This is a genomic window from Rhodococcus sp. MEB064, from assembly GCF_000834565.1.
Lineage (GTDB): Bacteria > Actinomycetota > Actinomycetes > Mycobacteriales > Mycobacteriaceae > Rhodococcoides.
This window is the reverse complement of record NZ_JXQS01000008.1, coordinates 101,825-118,015: the sequence shown is the minus strand read 5'-3', so window position 1 is coordinate 118,015 and position 16,191 is coordinate 101,825. Positions and strand designations below refer to the sequence as shown.

The window sequence follows — 16,191 nt, the reverse complement described above, 5'->3', positions numbered from 1 at the left end:
TCCATGCCCGAAGGCGACACCGTCTGGCGCACGGCCAACAGTCTCCGCGACGCACTCGACGGCAAGGTCCTCACCACGTGTGATGTCCGCGTGCCGCGCTACGCCACGGTCGACTTCACCGGCGAGACAGTGGAATCGGTTCTGTCGGCGGGAAAGCATCTCGTCATCGAGGTCGGCGGCAAAGTCATCCACTCCCATCTGAAGATGGAAGGTGCGTGGCACGTCTACCAACCGGACACACCGTGGCGACGGCCTGCCTACCAAGCGCGCATCGTGCTGGGAACGAATGACCGAGTCGCGGTCGGATTCGAACTCGGTGTCGTCGAGATACTGGATACCGTCGAGGAGGCGGTCGGGTATCTCGGGCCGGATCTGCTGGGGCCCCTGTGGGATCCGGCCGTCGCTCTCGGAAACCTGGAAGCGGATCCCGACCGACCCATCGGCCTCGCTCTGCTCGACCAGCGCGTCATCGCCGGACTCGGGAACGTCTACCGCAACGAGATCCTGTTCCTCCGCGGAGTGGACCCGCACACGCCGGTCTCCGCGGCGGGGAACCTGGCGAAGATGATCGATCTGTCGCACCGCACGATCACGGCGAACAAGAACCGCAACGCGCGCACCTTCACCGGGGATCTCCGCGCGGGCCGGCACTTCTGGGTCTACGGCCGGGAGAACAAGCCGTGTCGTCGCTGCGGGACACGCATTCGCGACGGACTTCTCGGGGACAACCCTCTCGAGGAGCGGCAGATCTACTGGTGCCGGAGGTGCCAACCCGCTCCGTGAACCGACTGTCGGGTCACGATTTCTCGGGCACCTCCGGTGCACCCAGTCGCGCCGAGGCGTCGAGCATCGTCTCGGTCCGATCGCGGTGCGAGGTGGCCGGAGTCGTGGTGTCCGGCCAGTCCTCGATCTCCGCCAGCGCCCAGTCGCTCCACTCGACGATGTGCGAGAAGTGTCCGATCATGAAGCGATTGGCGAGTGCCATCAGGTGCTGACGTTCGGGAAACGTCGCGACGGTGGTGTCACGCAGCGTGACGGCGTGCCGCCCGAAGAGTTTGCGGGTGGCGTCGGCCTGCTCCCGCATCGTCCGTAGGTTGCCGCGCAGGTCCTCGAGGGAGCCCTGGTCGGCGAACAGCACCCGCATCATGCCCTCGAACTCGAGGGCCGACGGGCGGGACCTCTCCGCCAGCCACGCCGTCAGGGCTGCGCGCCCCTCGTCGGTGATCGAGTAGACGGTGCGGGGACGCGCGCCCACGGCATCGGCCCTCGCTGTCACCAGCCCGCGCTCGAGCAACTTCTTCGGCGCGTTGTAGTGCTGCCGTCCCGCCCGAGGCCACAGTTCGCCGACACCACGACCGAACAGTTCCGAGATGTCGTACGCGGTCAGGTCCCGCGACACCAACATGCCGAGCACGACGTACGACGTCGTGGTGAGGTCGCCCTGAGCCACCGGTTCCACCTCTGGATTTCTCCCCCGGTAGCGAGCCTACTTGCCGGTGTCCTCCGCCACCTCGTCGATGTCGTCGGCTGTGTCCTCGGCGCCGGAAGACGGCCCGGACTGCTGCGCATACAGGGCTTTCGCCAGCGACCCGGCCAGCGCCGCCGCCGGCGCACTCCCGTCCGTTCCGGGCGCCATGTTCGCCCAGACCACCATCGTCAGGTCGTTGACCGGGTCGTACCCCATGAAGGAGTTGTACCCGGGCATCTCGCCGATGTGTCCGAACATCGGTCCCATCTGCGCGAGCCCGTAGCCGTACCCGGCAGAGGACGGGTTGTCGGGATCGGTCGGCTGCACACTGTCCATCCGCACCGTCTGGGTGTCCGCGTCGAGCAGGTCGCCCCTGACCAACGCCCGGACCCACGTGGCCAGATCGTTCGCCGTCGAGATGCCCTGGCCGGCCGAACTCGTCCACGACGGGTTGTCGTTCGTGGTGTCCCTCGGCTGGACCGAGCCGGCGTCGATCGCAGCGATCCGGTCCGGGGACAGCGCTTCCTTGCCCTCCCCGAGAGTTTCGACATTGCCGCTGTAGCTGTACCCGCGGGTGAACGGCGCCGGGATGCTCGTATCGGTGGTGGCGGGATACGACGTCCCCGCCAATGCCAGCGGACCGAAGAGCCTGTCCTGGAAGATCCGGTCGATGGGCTTGCCGTCGAGCTTCTCGGCGATCAGTCCGAGCAGCACGGTGTTGGTGTTGGAGTAGCTGTAGCCCTCTCCCGGTGGGAAGTTCGGCGGGTTGCTCAGCCCCAGTGCGACGAGTTCCTCGGCGCTCCACACCCGGCCGGGGTCGGTGTCGAGTGCCTCGTTGAGCTCCACGGTCTGGGTGTAGCTGTAGAGCCCACTGCGCATGTCGAGCAACTGCCCGATCGTGATGGCATCACCGTTCGGCACATCGGGTCGGAACTTGCTCACCGGATCGTCGACGGACAGCAACCCCTCCTGGACCATCTGCAGGATGACCGTGCCCGTCCACGTCTTCGTGTTCGACCCGATCCGCACCTTGGTGTCGAGAGTCGGGGCCTCCGACCGATCGGCCGCCACCGAACCCCAGGTCTTGACGTACTCACCGTCCGGCGTGGTGATCAGCACGACCATGCCGATCTCCCGCGACGTCGTGGCGACGTCCTCGACCATGGCATCGAGAGCTGCGGGATCGAGTGGCAGGAGAGCCGATGCGGTCGCTGACGACGTGGCCGGTGCCGGCGTCTCGCCGCTGCCGGACGAGCAGCCCGAGATAAAGATCAGGGCAGAGGCCGTCGCGATACCGACGGTACGAGAGACAGTGCGAACAGTCATGAGCGTGTGAACCTTCCGAGTCCCTGCTTGTCGAGGTATTCGACCGTGAACGAGGCGGGAGCACCGTTCACGATCTCGAACGTGATCCCTGTCGGGCCGACCGCGTTCTCGCCGGACGTCTCGAAGAAGTAGGTATCACCGTCGTAATGGGTGAGGGGGTACGTCAGCTGACCGTCCTTGCCGACGGTGAGCGTGAGCCGATCACCGTCCGCCGAGACCCGTGCCGGTCCGTGGAACGGGCTGTCGAACATTCCGACGTACTCGGTCGCGGGACGAGCAGGGGTCACCGAGGCCGGCGGTGTCGCGTAGTCGATCGGCGACGCCTCCTCCTCTGCGATCCCGTCGAAGATCCCGGCGATCAGCGGTGCCCAGTCGACGGTCTGCCGACCGTTCCGCACCTGGTCCATGAATTGCGCGGCAACAGTTTCCGAGCCCCCGACCGGTGCCGAGTTGGACAGGACGACGATGCCCAGCTGTTCACTCGGCAACATGAACACCGTGGTGCTCGCCCCGAGGGCGAACGCTCCGGAATGCGACAGCTCGACGCGCCCCTTGTCGTCCGTGCCCACGTTGAACCCCAACCCGTAGAACGAGTCTCGCGCGCCCTCCGTCCCGGACGCGCCCGACAGGGAGTGCGAGGTGTGCGTGTACTGCAGTGCGTCCGCGTCCACGATGCGACGTCCCTCGAACTCTCCCCCGCCGAGTTCCATGCGGATCCACTTCGTCATGTCGTCGACGGACGAACTCGCTCCTCCGGCAGGTGACTGATTGTCGGGCTCGCGAACGTACTTCGCTTCCCACTCGGTAGTCGAACCGTCGGCGAGCACGTGGTTCACCGCATGGTTGGGCGAGTTCGCCCAGTCCTCGAATCGTGACGAGGTGTCGGCCATGCCGAGGGGCTCGTAGATGCGACGACGAGACAGCTCGGGCCAGTCGGTGCCCTGCGCCTTCGCTGCGGCGTTGCCGGCGGCGGTGAACCCGAAGTTCGTGTACGCGTAGCTGTCCCGGAACGACGCCAGCGGGAGCTGGTCGAGTCGGCCCATGATGTCGTCGTAGTCGTACCCGAAATCCTCGAGGACGTCTCCGGCATGATCCGGCAGACCCGATCGGTGCGAGAGCAGATCGACGAACGTCGCGTGCTCGCTCACGTACGGATCCGCCACCGCGAACTCGGGCTCGTAGCGTCGGACAGGATCGGCCCAGTCGACCGCTCCGTCTCCGACCGAGGCAGCGATGACGCTCGACGCGACCGGCTTGGACACCGACGCGAGCTGGAACCGGGTGTGGGTGTCGACAGGCTCATCGGTGCCGACCTTCCGGACTCCGAATCCCCGCGAGTACAGAACCTCGTCCTGGTACACGACGGCAGCCGCGACTCCCGGCGTCCCGGTCCGCGCCATCATCGCCTCGACGTACCCGTCGAGATCGCCGACGGCCGCGTCGACGTCCGCGCGGTCGATCTGGGCGGCTGGGACGGCCGGCGGGCTGTCCGCGAGTGGCTCCGGCGATGCCTCCTCCGAGCTGCATCCCGCTGCCACCAATGCCAGCGTCACTACCGTCGCAGCAATTCTCGCGGCCATCTCGTCATCCCCGTTCGACGTGCCGAGTCCCCGTCCCACGAACATGGGCTGGAGACCGATCGGTTCGAGACCCTACGCCGATACCGCACTGTGCACCATGCAACTTGCACCATCGGGGAGGCCGGGTGTACCGACGGCACTATCCGGGTATGAGCCCCGCATCCCGACGGAAGGACACGACACATGTCGAAGGACGAATTCACCAAGGGCGACAAGGTCGAGTGGAAGACGCACGGCACCAAGACCGAAGGCGAGGTGGTCGAGAAGATCACCTCCGAGACCGAAGCCGGTGGGCGGAAGGTCAAGGCGTCGAAGGACGACCCGCAGTACCGAGTGGAGAGCGACAAGTCCGGCAAGGACGCGGTGCACAAGCCCTCCGCTCTGGACCCGAAGGACTGACCCGCACTCACGCCTTGTCGTCGACGCCGGCCTTCTTCCTCTTCACCTGGTAGAGGTCGGCGTCGGCGCGTGCGAGGACATCCGACGCCGACTCGCCAGGAAACGCGGACACTGAGCAGCCGACACTGACGTGCGGGAAGGCAGCGGCGGTCGCGTCGGCGAAGGCACGGCTCACGGTCGGCGATGCACCGTGCACGAGAGCCGCGAACTCGTCGCCGCCCAGCCTCGCGATCACCGTGCCCGGGGGTGCCAGATCGGACCACGAGCGGGCGAGTGAGATCAAGAACCGGTCGCCGGCGGAATGGCCGGACGTGTCGTTGATGGCCTTGAAACCGTCGACGTCCAGCGCGACGACGGTGATCGACGACGTCGTCACCTCGCTGACGGCCATCTCCCAGCCCGCCCGGTTCCGCACACCGGTGAGCGGGTCGGTGTGGGACGCGTCGATCAACGCCCTGGTGACACTCCCGAACGCCTCGGCCGCGCCGACGACGGCGACTGCGAAAACCAGGTAGCTGATGGGATAGAGCTGGGCGGGGGACGCGGCCGCGGCCCCACAGACCGCCACCACGAGCACGATCACCAGGACCTGAGCGACCGTCCGGTCGTGGAAGGCGCGGATGTACATGGCCAGGAACATCACCGCGATCAGGCACATGAACTGCGATGCGGTGAGCACATGAAAGGCCATGACAGCGGGCGTCGCGATCATGGCGGCGCCCACGGCCATACCGAGCGCGACGCGTCCGCGAGGCCGGACCGCCAGGACGAGCAGCGCCGCCACCCCGACGACGACCGCCACCACTCCGCCCGCCACCGGTGACGTCACCCGGTCACCGTGCGGCAGGAGCGAGACCGTCACGCCCACCGCGTACAACGATGTCGTGACGAGCAGATATTGGCGAAGCAGGCGGGTCCGGAGTTGGGCGGTTCCGTGCCGAACACTCGGTGGCTGGACGCCGTCGACGGACCGCATGCCGACACGATGCCAGGTTCGGCGGAAGTCGGAAAACCGGAGAGGACTACCGCGCGTCGTGCGCCGCGGCCAGGCGTCGCACGGCCTCCTGCAGCTCGGCCTCGGTCGACGTCGCGAAGCAGACGCGCAACGCAGTTCCGAGTTCGTCCCCGCCGGCCGGGTCGAAGGCGCGACCGGGCACGTACGCGACCCCGCGCTCGACCGCTGCCGGCAGCAATGTCGAGGTGTCCGTACCGTCGGCGAACTGCACCCACAGGAACATCCCGCCGCGGGCCGCATCGACCTCGATCGCCGGACCGAGTTCGCTCCGCAATTCTCCGACCAGCACCTCCGCCCGTGCCGAGTAGACAGCGCGGACGTCGTCCAGGTGCCGTTGCAGCCACGTCTCGTCCGCGAGCAGGTCCGCCGCGATCAGCTGCGTCAACGACGAGCCGCACAGATCGGCGCTCTGCTTGATCCGCTCGACGGCGTCGCACACCGGTCGGGGCGCGGTGAGCCACCCGACGCGCAGGGACGGTGCCAGGATCTTGGACGCGGAGCTCAACCGGATCACCCGATCGGACACGACGGGGCTCGGTGGAGGCGCGTCGAACCACACGTCGCCGTAGGGATCGTCGTCGACGACCCAGATGCCGTATCGCTCCGCGAGGTCGACGAGAGCGCGGCGACGCCCGACCGACAGCACTCCCCCTCGAGGATTGTGGAAGTTGCTGACGGTGTGCACGACACGAGGACGCACGCCCGACACCAGCAGTCGCTCGAGGGCGTCGGTGTCGGTGCCGTCCGCGTCGACCGGAACCGACTCGATGCGGGCGCCGACGGCCTGGAATGCTTGCAGCGCACCGGGATACACCGGTCGATCGACCACGACCACGTCGCCGGGATCGACGAGCACGGACGCGAGCAGGCTGAGCGCCTGCTGGGAGCCGTGGGTCACCACCACCGAGGCGGGCGACACCTCGCCGTGGACCAGCGCCGACTCCCGTGCGGCGATCACGTCGCGGAGCCGCCGCACCCCCGTGGTCTCCGCGTACTGCAGGGCGGCGGTGGAGCCGCTCAGTATCCGATGCGTGACGTCACGAATGGTGCTGTGCGGCATGACGTCCGGCGATGGAAGACCGCCGGCGAGGGACAGTATGTCCGGCCGGGCGGTCAGCGTGAGCAGGTCACGGATCGCTGATCCGGTGACGGACGACGCGCGGACGGACAACGAGGGGACAGGGGGAACCGTGATGGACATGACGAACTCCGAACACCGTGGAAACCAGGCGTCGCGGCGCGCTCACAGGGTGTCTGTGTACAGAGTGGCTCGGACGGGAACGGCGCCCATGGTGAGGCGCTGGACCCATGCTAGGCCGAGTGCCCACTCTGTGACACCCTCGTCTCATCCCTCGAGACAACTCCCGGTGCGTCAGTCCAGATCGTCGTGGCGCATGAGCTGGCGAGCGGCCTCGGTGATCGACCCGGTCAGCGACGGATAGACGGAGAACGTCGCGGCGAGGTCGTTGACCGTGAGGTTGTTCTGCACTGCGATGGCAATCGGCAGGATCAGCTCCGACGCGGTCGGCGCGACGACGACGCCGCCGATGACGACGCCGGTGGCCGGTCGGCAGAAGATCTTGACGAAGCCGCGACGGAGCCCGGACATCTTGGCCCTGGGGTTGGTGTTGAGCGGCAGCATCACCGTCCGTGCCGGCACGTCGCCGTTGTCGATGGCGGACTGCCCCACACCGACCGTGGCGATCTCCGGACGGGTGAACACCGCCGACGCGACCGTCTTGAGCTTGATGGGGCTGACGCCCTCACCGAGAGCGTGGTACATCGCGATACGGCCCTGCATCGCCGCGACGGACGCGAGAGGCAGCAGCCCCGTGCAGTCACCGGCGGCGTAGATACCGGTGACACGGGTGCGCGACACCCGGTCCACCCGTAGGTAGCCACCACGGTCGAGTTCGATGCCGACACTCTCGAGCCCGAGATTCGCGGTGTTGGGCACCGAGCCGACGGTCATCAGAGCGTGGGAACCTTCGACGGTCTCCCCGTCGGACATCGTGACGACGATGCCGTCGTCCGTGCGCGTGACGGAGTCGGCGCGCGCGTTCTTGATCAGCGTCACACCGCGTTCGGACAGGACGTCCTCGAGAACCAGCGCGGCATCGGCGTCCTCGCCGGGCAGCACGCGGTCGCGGCTGGACACCACGGTGACCTTGACGCCCATCTCCGTGTACGCCGAGACGAACTCGGCGCCGGTGACACCGGAACCCACGACGATCAGGTGAGTGGGGAGCGAATCGAGGTCGTACAGATGACGCCACGTGAGGATGCGCTCGCCGTCGGGCTCTGCTCCGGGAAGGATCCGGGGGCTGGCACCGGTCGCGATCAGCACCACCTCGGCGTCGAGCTGCTGCGTCGTACCGTCGGCGAGAGTCGCCTCGACCTGGTGGGCAGCGAGGCCCGGCTGGGTGTCCACCACTTTGGCGGAGCCGGCCAACACCGTCACACCCACGGTCTGCAGACGAGCCCGGATGTCGGAGGATTGGGCCTGCGCAAGGGATTTCACACGGTTGTGGATCTGCGGGAGATCGACGGTGGCGGATGCCGGATCCAGCTCGATGCCGAGATCGGATGCACGCCGCATGTCGGTTCGGATGCCGGTGGACGCGATGAAGGTCTTCGACGGGACGCAGTCCCACAGCACGCAGGCGCCGCCCACACCGTCGGAATCGATGAGAGTCACCGTCCCACCGTGCTGAGCAGCGACCAGTGCAGCCTCGTACCCGGCCGGTCCACCGCCGATGATCACGATGCGGGTCATTCATCCTCCGTAACGGGTTTGCGGGAGAGTCCTAGCGGGCGTGAGGGTTGCTCACACTCCTCAAACCTATTCCACCGAGGCTCGCGCTCGCACCTCAGCCCGACGCCGGAGCGCGGACGACCTCGATCCGCGGGACACGGACATGACGGTTTAGGCTGACCGCCGTGCCGATCTACGCCGCTTACGGTTCCAACATGCACCCCGAGCAGATGCTCGAGCGGTGCCCCCACTCGCCTGCGTCCGGGACGGGGTGGCTGCCGGGATGGCGTCTGACGTTCGGTGGCGGCGACATCGGGTGGGAAGGCGCGCTGGCGACGGTCGTCGAAGACCCCGATTCGAAAGTCTTCGTCGTCCTGTACGACGTCTCCCCCGAGGACGAGGAAAGCCTCGACCGGTGGGAGGGTTCCGAGCTCGGCATCCACCGCAAGATCCGTCTGCGCGTCGACACCGACGACGAGCCCGTCCTGGCGTGGCTGTACGTCCTCGACGCGTACGAGGGTGGACTTCCGTCCGCCCGCTACCTGGGTGTGATGGCCGAAGCGGCGGAGATCGCCGGAGCTCCCGCGGACTACGTCCGTGACCTCCGCACGAGGAACAGCCGCAACGTGGGTCCCGGCACCTCCCCGTCCTGAGAGCTGACGGTCAGAGCACCTGATCGTCGCCCAGGCCCAGGGCGAGCGCCGTCATCGCCCGGACGCCGACGGCGAGCGCACGCTCGTCCAGATCGAACGTGGGCTGATGGATGTCAAGTTGCGGCCCGACGCCGGACCACACACCCAGCCGAGCCATGGCACCCGGAACGTTCTCGAGGTACCACGAGAAGTCCTCACCGCCGCCGGACTGCGCGGTGTCGGCCAACGCGTCCGGGCCGAGTGAGCGGATGGCTGCCTCGAAACGGCGCGTCGCGTGCTCGTCGTTCACGACGGGGGGCACGCCTCGCCGGTAGTGCACCTCGAACGTGACTCCGGTGGGTGCGAGCACCCCTGCCACGATCTCCTGCACCAGTGGCTCGAGCAGCGCCCAGGTCTGGTGATCCCCTGTGCGGACGGTGCCGGTCAGCATGCCCTTCTGCGGGATCGCGTTGGGCGCCTGCCCCGCGACGACAGCGCCCCACACCATGACGGTGCTGGTCCGCGGATCGACCCGACGGCTGAGCAGCCCCGGCAGACCCGTGATGACCGAGCCGAGTGCGTAGACCAGGTCCGATGTCAGGTGCGGACGTGAGGTGTGTCCGCCGGCCGAGTCGAGGCGCAGTTCGACAGTGTCGGCCGCGGACGTGATGGCACCGACGCGGATGCCGATCTTGCCCACCTCGAGGCGTGGGTCGCAGTGCAGCGCGTAGATCTGCGACACGCTCGTCAGCGCTCCCGCCGCCACCATGTCCAACGCCCCACCCGGCATGACTTCCTCGGCCGGCTGGAAGATCAGACGTACTCCGTGCGGAAGGTTCGGCAGCGAGGCCAGCGCCAGGCCGGTCGCGAGGAGGATCGTCGTGTGCGCGTCGTGACCGCAGGCATGTGAGACACCGGGGACCTCGGACGAGTACTCGGCGCCCGTGAACTCGGTCAGCGGCAATGCGTCCATGTCGGCGCGGAGGGCCACTCTCGGCCCACTCGGACCGATGTCGCAGATCACGCCGCTGCCGCTGGGCAGCACGACGGGCGACAGACCCGCCGCCGTCAGGATCTCGGCGACCATCTTCGTGGTCTCGAACTCCTGACGCGCGAGCTCGGGATGTCGGTGGATCCGACGACGCCACGTCACGAGATCCGCCCCGTGTGCAGCGATCCAGTCGTCGGCCGGGTTCATCGTCGTGCGGTCCTCTCGTGGGCGCCCTCGACGAATCGAGCGCGGTGATGCGGATCGGTGGCGGCCGCGACGACGACCTGCGCGAGAGCGCGGGCACCGTCGGTCACGGCGAGATCGGCGGAGTCGGTGACACATGCCGCCGCGAATGCGGGCTGGTGGGTGACGGCTCCACCCGAGTCCAACCCTATGACGGGGTGGATACCGGGAACGACCGCCGTGACGTTGCCCATGTCGGTGCTGCCGAACGGTCGCGATGTCTCGAACTCGGGCGGGACCAGCGTCCGCCCCAGAGCCGGTGCGACACTGCGGTATCGGTCGACCAGCCACGCGTCGGGCGTGAGTTCGGTGTAGGTCGGCGACACCGTCACGATCTCGTGGGTACACCCTGTCGCCGTCGCACCGGCTTCGAAGCACCCGCGAGCCCGACGGTCGAGGTCGTCCAGGGCTTCGGCAGTGTCCGCTCGCAGGTAGTAGAACATCTCGGACGATCCGGGAACGATGTTCGGAGCGATACCCGCGTGCCCGACGATGCCGTGGATCTGCTGGCCGGGCCGCAGATGCTGACGCAGCAGTCCGACACCCACCTGTGCGACGGTCACCGCGTCACCGGCGTTGATCCCCCACTCCGGCGCCGCGGACGCGTGAGCTTCCCGCCCGGTGTAGCGGACGGCGATGTCGGACAGGGCGAGTGACCGCGCGGCTGCGATGTCGAACGGACCCGGATGCACCATGAGCGCGAGGGACACGTCGTCGAAGACGCCGGCGTCGAGCATGAGCACCTTGCCGCCACCGGATTCCTCCGCCGGCGTGCCCAGTACCCGCACGGTCAGGCCCAGCTCGTCCGCGACGGACGCCAGTGCGAGACCGGCGCCCACCGCGGACGCCGCAATGATGTTGTGCCCGCAGGCATGTCCGATCTCCGGCAGCGCGTCGTACTCGGCGCAGACGGCGACCACCAGGTCGCCCGACCCGAACGACGCGTCGAACGCGGTCGACAGTTCGGCGACTCCGCGCCGCACCTCGAATCCGGCGCTCACCAGCAGCTCGGAAGTGGCCGCGGCAGCGAAGTGCTCCTCGAACGCCACCTCGGGACGGGCATGAATGGCATGCGACAACCCGATCAGGTCGGTACGCGCCGTGTCGATGACGGCGTCGATGGTCGGGTGCACGGTCACCAGTCTGTCACTGACCCAAGGCGAAGCCGCTCTCAGCGGTGGGGACGGACAGCGCCGCCAACGTGGACACGTGGACGCTGTCCTTGATCGACGTCAGATTGGGTCCGCGCGTCGCGACGCGCTCGGCGGCCTGCCGTACGGCAGTCTCGATCACGTGGTCCTCTCCGGCGACCGTCTGGACGATTCCCGCTGCCACAGCGTCGGGACCTCCGTAGCGGCGTCCGGTCGTCATGGCCTCGAGCGCGGTCTGATTCGGGAGTCGCTCGAGAAGCAGCGTCGACATGCCGTGGGTGAACGGCATGCCCAGGTTCACCTCGGGCAGGCAGAAGAAGCCGCGGTCCTCGCGCATCACCGAGGTGTCGTGGCACAGCGCGAGCATCGCGCCGGCGCCGAACGCATGGCCCTGCACCGCGGCGACGGTAGCCATCGGGTACCGCAGCAACCGGGTGTAGACGGTGTGCACCAGATCGAGGTACTCGGGGATCGCGTCCGCGTGGGAGAAGAGGTAATCGACGTCCAGACCGTTCGAGTAGAACTTGCCGCCACCCACGGTGACCAGGGCTGCAGGGCCCTCCGTTGCATCCGCCTCGTCGAGAAGCTCGTGGACGTGCTCGATCCAATCGGGGTGGAAACGGTTCTCCGGATTCACTCCGTCCGCGTGGGCCAGGCTGAGAACGAAGACGTTTCCGTCGCGATCGAGTGAAGGCATGAGCGGATGGTACTAGCCGGTAACACGCCGGTGACGTCGGCGGCCGTCCACCTTGCGCCACCGCCCGGCCAGGGGCACTGTGCAGTCATGCAGTTCGCGGCAATTGTCCAACTCGTGGTCATCGTGCTGCTGGCTGCCCTGTCGGCGATGCTGCTGTTCGTCGGCGCCTTCGGATCCGGCGCCGTCCTGGCGTCGGGGGCAACGGTGTGGTTCTGGCGTCTCTACCGCGCCCACACCTGAACCCTCGTCAGTTCCGACGCGTCGCGTATCCGTCCGGGAGATCACCGGGCGCCACTGCGACGACCGTGTCGTCGTCGACTCCGACGTTCTCGAGAAACGTGATCTGCGCGAACTCGGGCACCACATGGATCGGGTACGTCGGACCCTCGTCGCGGTAAGTCGTCATCAGCGGCAGATGGTCGTTCTGGAACAGCACCGTCTTCGAGCCGTCCTCCTCCACCCACGCGGGGAAGAAGATCGTGCCGTGGACCCGCCGGAGCCCGGGCATCACGTCCACCACGACGCAGGTGCCGGTGGGCTCGACCCACGAGATCTTGTAGACGTCGTCGGTGAGCCGCACGACGTCCACCTGCTGGTCCTTGACCCAGCGACCTCCCACCATCCCGCTGTGGATCCGGTAGTCGATGGTGGCGTCGTTCTTCACGTACATCTCGTACTGCCACCCGTTGGCGTAGGTGTAGATGAAGTGATGGCCCACCAGTCCGGTCAGATCCTGGTCCGGTGCGGGGCTCGCGGTCTCGGTCATCTCCCGATTCTGCCTGCCGCAGCGGGCACCCCCCGTCGGCGATAGGGTCGAGTTCGTGAGTACTCCCCCCACACAGGCCTCGTCTACGAACGTCCCCGTCGACCCGGAGACCGATCCGACCGGAGCCGCCGAAGCGGCCGCCGCGGCGCTCGCCGACATCACAGGCGTCGCCGAGCATCCCGTCGCGGTAGTGCTCGGTTCGGGATGGCAGAAGGCAGCCGAGCAATTCGGGACGCCCGAACACATCGTTCCGATGTCGTCGCTGCCGGGTTTCGCTGCCCCGAAAGCCCTGGGCCACTCCAGTGCGATGTGGTCGGTGGACGTCGAGGGCACCAGGGTCCTGATCCTGCTGGGACGCACCCACGCCTACGAAGGCCATCACCTCGGTCGCGTCGTCCATCCCGTGCGCACCGCGGCCGCCGCGGGCGCACGCACCATCGTGCTGACCAACGCGGCCGGGGGTATCCGTGAAGGAATGGCGGTCGGAGACCCGGTGCTGATCTCGGACCACCTCAACCTGACCGCGCGGTCACCGTTGGTCGGCGCGCAGTTCGTCGACCTCGTCGACGCCTACTCGGCCGACCTCCGCGATGTGGCGCGTGAGATCGACCCGTCGCTGACCGACGGCGTCTACGCGGGACTGCCCGGTCCTCACTACGAGACCCCCGCCGAGATCCGCATGCTGCGCACCATGGGCGCAGACCTTGTCGGCATGTCCACCGTGCACGAGACGATCGCAGCCCGTGGCGCCGGAGCGCGCGTACTGGGTATCTCCCTGGTGACCAACCTCGCGGCGGGAATGACGGGCGATCATCTCGACGGTGCCGAGGTCATCGCCGCGGGCGCAGCGTCCGCCGAACGGATGGGAACCCTTCTCCGGCAACTCGTGACGCGCCTGTGAGCGACGTCCGGGCAGCAGTCGAAGCGTGGATCGCCGACGACCCGGACCCGGTGACCCGCGCAGAACTCGCGGCACTCGACGCGACCGAGTCGGCCGCCCGGTTCGCCGGCACGCTCACGTTCGGAACAGCCGGGCTCCGCGGCCCTGTGCAGGCCGGCCCCAGTGGGATGAACGTGGCCGTGGTGACACGCGCGACGGCCGGCCTGGCCGCCTATCTCGCACGGCATCACGCGCGCGGATCCGAGGTGGTGGTCGGCCGCGACGCGCGGCACGGGTCCGCCGCCTTCGCCCGCGCAGCAGCAGAAGTGTTGGCCGCAGCGGGCTTTCGCGTCACCCTGCTTCCCGACCCCGCACCCACTCCCGTTCTGGCGTTCGCGACACGGTCCCGGCGTGCAATCGCAGGAGTACAGATCACGGCCTCGCACAATCCCGCGGCCGACAACGGCTACAAGGTCTACCTCGACGGCGGCGCCCAACTCGTCTCCCCCGCGGATCGCGAGATCGAGGACCTCATCGGGGCAGCACCCGGCGCCGCCCACGTTCCGCGCACCGCGGTCGAGCCCACCTCCGACCCGATCGTGGCCGCATACCTGGATCGGGTCACCGACCGTGTTCCCGCTCGACCGTCCCACGGCGGGGTGCGCATCGCAATGACTCCCATGCACGGCGTCGGTGGAACCGTCGCCGTCGACGCGCTGCGCCGTAGCGGGTTCACCGACGTACACACCGTGCAGTCGCAGTTCGACCCCGACCCGGACTTCCCGACGGTCGCCTTTCCCAATCCGGAGGAACCGGGAGCTACGGACGAGTTGCTGGCGCTCGCGGACCGGGTGGGCGCCTCCCTCGCGATCGCGCTCGACCCCGATGCGGACAGATGCGCCGTCGGGGTATCCGGCGCTGATGGATGGCGCATGCTCACCGGTGACGAAACGGGAGCCGTTCTCGCCGACCACATCCTGCGCACCGCGACTCCGAACTCCCTCGTGGCCAGCACGCTCGTGTCGTCCACGTTGCTGTCCGCACTCGCACCCGCTCGCGGCGCGCGGTATCGACGCACGCTGACCGGTTTCAAATGGCTCGTCCGCGCCGGCGAGGGTCTGATCTACGCGTACGAGGAAGCCATCGGCCACTGCGTCGATCCGGATGCGGTGCGCGACAAGGACGGGATCTCCGCCGCCGTTCTCCTGGCCCACGTGGTGGCCGAGCTCGCGGAGCAGGGTCGCACCGTGCTCGACGTGCTCGACGACCTCGACCGTGAGTTCGGCGCGCGCGTCGGAACCCAGGTGTCGCGGCGGGTGACCGACCTGTCCGAGATCGCCGACATGATGGCGAAGCTGCGTGCATCACCGCCCGAGACGTTGGCCGGATCCGAGGTGACGGTGCGTGATCTCGACTCTCCCGAGGCCGAACTCCGCACGGACGCAGTCGAACTGACCACCGACAGCTGCAGAGTCGTCGTCCGGCCGTCGGGCACCGAACCGAAGCTCAAGGCGTACCTGGAAGTGGTCGAGCCCGTTCATGGAAACGACGGACTCGAGGCGGCGCGTGCGCGTGCACGCGCGAGCCTCGCAGCCCTGGTCACCTTCGCCGACAGCCTCTAGCGAGGTCCGAACTGACGATCGCCGGCATCGCCGAGGCCGGGAACGATGTACGCGTTCGCATCGAGTCCGTCGTCGATGCTCGCCGCCACCAGTCGCACGGGCAGCCCGGACGACGCGAGGGCCTGCACGCCCTCGGGAGCCGCGACGACGCAGATACACGTGACGTCGTCGGCACCGCGCTGAACGAGAAGCTCGATGGTATGCACCATCGATCCGCCGGTGGCCAGCATCGGATCCAGTACGTACACCGGGTATCCGGCCAGGTCGTCGGGCAGCGATTCCATGTACGGCACCGGCTGATGGGTCTTCTCGTCACGGGCGATTCCGACGAATCCCATCCGTGACTGCGGGATCAGCGAGCTCGCCTTCTCCACCATGCCGAGTCCGGCTCGCAGTACGGGGACGAGCAGCGGGGGCTTCGCCAGACGCGTTCCCGTGGTGACCGCGACAGGCGTCGTCACCTCGAATTCGACCACAGGAGCATCCCGTAGCGCTTCGTACACGAGCATCTGGGTGAGCTGGCGCAAGGCGGAGCGAAAGGCCGGGTTGTCCGTTGCCTGGTCGCGCATCTGAGTCAGCAGCGCGGACGCGAGGGGATGGTCGAGTACGCGCATGTCCATGTCGGGCGTGGTGTTCACCGGCAACACACTAGTCGCCACCGCACCG

General features: G+C 67.9%; 17 protein-coding genes. 6 read left to right on the top strand and 11 right to left on the bottom strand.

Annotation, left to right across the window (positions count from 1 at the left end):
• Positions 1-3 precede the first annotated feature (3 nt).
• The gene (locus tag RU01_RS03835; RefSeq protein WP_042573175.1) at positions 4-783 is read left to right on the top strand and encodes a DNA-formamidopyrimidine glycosylase family protein; all 780 of its coding nucleotides are present in this window, start codon (positions 4-6) and stop codon (positions 781-783) included.
• A 13-nt stretch (positions 784-796) separates the two neighbouring features.
• On the opposite strand, the gene RU01_RS03830 is transcribed toward RU01_RS03835, so the two are convergent.
• The 3 genes from RU01_RS03830 to RU01_RS03820 are packed head-to-tail and all read right to left on the bottom strand — an operon-like array spanning position 797 to position 4,374.
• A complete protein-coding gene (locus tag RU01_RS03830; RefSeq protein WP_042573369.1) occupies positions 797-1,450 on the bottom strand; it encodes a PadR family transcriptional regulator in 654 nt (217 codons plus the stop codon).
• A gap of 36 nt (positions 1,451-1,486) precedes the next feature.
• The gene (locus RU01_RS03825; RefSeq protein WP_042573174.1) at positions 1,487-2,794 is read right to left on the bottom strand and encodes a serine hydrolase domain-containing protein; all 1,308 of its coding nucleotides are present in this window, start codon (positions 2,792-2,794) and stop codon (positions 1,487-1,489) included.
• A complete protein-coding gene (locus tag RU01_RS03820) occupies positions 2,791-4,374 on the bottom strand; it encodes a serine hydrolase (protein ID WP_042573368.1) in 1,584 nt (527 codons plus the stop codon). The genes RU01_RS03825 and RU01_RS03820 overlap by 4 nt, the downstream gene beginning before the upstream one ends.
• A 183-nt stretch (positions 4,375-4,557) precedes the next feature.
• Between RU01_RS03820 and RU01_RS03815 the strand changes: the two genes are divergently transcribed.
• Positions 4,558-4,773 (top strand): DUF2945 domain-containing protein, encoded by a 216-nt coding sequence (locus RU01_RS03815; RefSeq protein WP_042573173.1) that lies wholly within the window; start codon positions 4,558-4,560, stop codon positions 4,771-4,773.
• Between the two features lie 7 nt (positions 4,774-4,780).
• Here RU01_RS03815 and RU01_RS03810 read toward each other — a convergent pair whose 3' ends face one another.
• The 3 genes from RU01_RS03810 to RU01_RS03800 form a co-directional block, all read right to left on the bottom strand.
• Positions 4,781-5,749, bottom strand: a complete 969-nt coding sequence (locus RU01_RS03810) for a GGDEF domain-containing protein (protein ID WP_042573172.1) — start codon at positions 5,747-5,749, stop codon at positions 4,781-4,783.
• A gap of 46 nt (positions 5,750-5,795) precedes the next feature.
• Positions 5,796-6,989 (bottom strand): aminotransferase-like domain-containing protein, encoded by a 1,194-nt coding sequence (locus tag RU01_RS03805; protein WP_042573171.1) that lies wholly within the window; start codon positions 6,987-6,989, stop codon positions 5,796-5,798.
• A 171-nt stretch (positions 6,990-7,160) separates the two neighbouring features.
• Positions 7,161-8,564 (bottom strand): NAD(P)H-quinone dehydrogenase, encoded by a 1,404-nt coding sequence (locus RU01_RS03800; protein ID WP_042573170.1) that lies wholly within the window; start codon positions 8,562-8,564, stop codon positions 7,161-7,163.
• Positions 8,565-8,728: 164 nt separating this feature from the next.
• Here RU01_RS03800 and RU01_RS03795 point away from each other — a divergent pair, with 164 nt between their 5' ends.
• Positions 8,729-9,196: a gamma-glutamylcyclotransferase gene (locus tag RU01_RS03795; protein WP_042573169.1), complete on the top strand. Its 468-nt coding sequence runs from the start codon at positions 8,729-8,731 to the stop codon at positions 9,194-9,196.
• Positions 9,197-9,206: 10 nt separating this feature from the next.
• Here the strand turns inward: RU01_RS03795 and RU01_RS03790 are convergent, their stop codons facing one another.
• The 3 genes from RU01_RS03790 to RU01_RS03780 are packed head-to-tail and all read right to left on the bottom strand — an operon-like array spanning position 9,207 to position 12,257.
• On the bottom strand, positions 9,207-10,373 hold the full coding sequence (locus RU01_RS03790) for a M20 family metallopeptidase (RefSeq protein WP_042573168.1): 1,167 nt from the start codon (positions 10,371-10,373) through the stop codon (positions 9,207-9,209).
• Entirely contained in the window at positions 10,370-11,542 is a 1,173-nt protein-coding gene (locus tag RU01_RS03785; protein WP_042573367.1) for a M20 family metallopeptidase, read from the bottom strand. The genes RU01_RS03790 and RU01_RS03785 overlap by 4 nt, the downstream gene beginning before the upstream one ends.
• Before the next feature lie 13 nt (positions 11,543-11,555).
• Positions 11,556-12,257 carry an enoyl-CoA hydratase/isomerase family protein gene (locus RU01_RS03780; RefSeq protein ID WP_042573167.1) on the bottom strand — a complete coding sequence of 234 codons (702 nt, stop codon included), beginning with the start codon at positions 12,255-12,257 and terminating at the stop codon, positions 11,556-11,558.
• 87 nt (positions 12,258-12,344) lie between these two features.
• Between RU01_RS03780 and RU01_RS23060 the strand changes: the two genes are divergently transcribed.
• The gene (locus RU01_RS23060; RefSeq protein ID WP_042573166.1) at positions 12,345-12,497 is read left to right on the top strand and encodes a hypothetical protein; all 153 of its coding nucleotides are present in this window, start codon (positions 12,345-12,347) and stop codon (positions 12,495-12,497) included.
• A 7-nt stretch (positions 12,498-12,504) separates the two neighbouring features.
• Here RU01_RS23060 and RU01_RS03770 read toward each other — a convergent pair whose 3' ends face one another.
• On the bottom strand, positions 12,505-13,023 hold the full coding sequence (locus RU01_RS03770) for a phenolic acid decarboxylase (protein WP_042573165.1): 519 nt from the start codon (positions 13,021-13,023) through the stop codon (positions 12,505-12,507).
• Between the two features lie 55 nt (positions 13,024-13,078).
• On the opposite strand from RU01_RS03770, the gene RU01_RS03765 reads away from it, so the two are divergent.
• Both RU01_RS03765 and RU01_RS03760 read left to right on the top strand, forming a co-directional pair.
• A complete protein-coding gene (locus tag RU01_RS03765; RefSeq protein WP_042573164.1) occupies positions 13,079-13,924 on the top strand; it encodes a purine-nucleoside phosphorylase in 846 nt (281 codons plus the stop codon).
• Positions 13,921-15,525 carry a phospho-sugar mutase gene (locus RU01_RS03760; protein WP_042573163.1) on the top strand — a complete coding sequence of 535 codons (1,605 nt, stop codon included), beginning with the start codon at positions 13,921-13,923 and terminating at the stop codon, positions 15,523-15,525. The genes RU01_RS03765 and RU01_RS03760 overlap by 4 nt, the downstream gene beginning before the upstream one ends.
• Here RU01_RS03760 and upp read toward each other — a convergent pair.
• The gene (upp, locus tag RU01_RS03755) at positions 15,522-16,145 is read right to left on the bottom strand and encodes a uracil phosphoribosyltransferase (RefSeq protein WP_042573366.1); all 624 of its coding nucleotides are present in this window, start codon (positions 16,143-16,145) and stop codon (positions 15,522-15,524) included. The genes RU01_RS03760 and upp overlap by 4 nt on opposite strands.
• Positions 16,146-16,191: the final 46 nt, after the last annotated feature.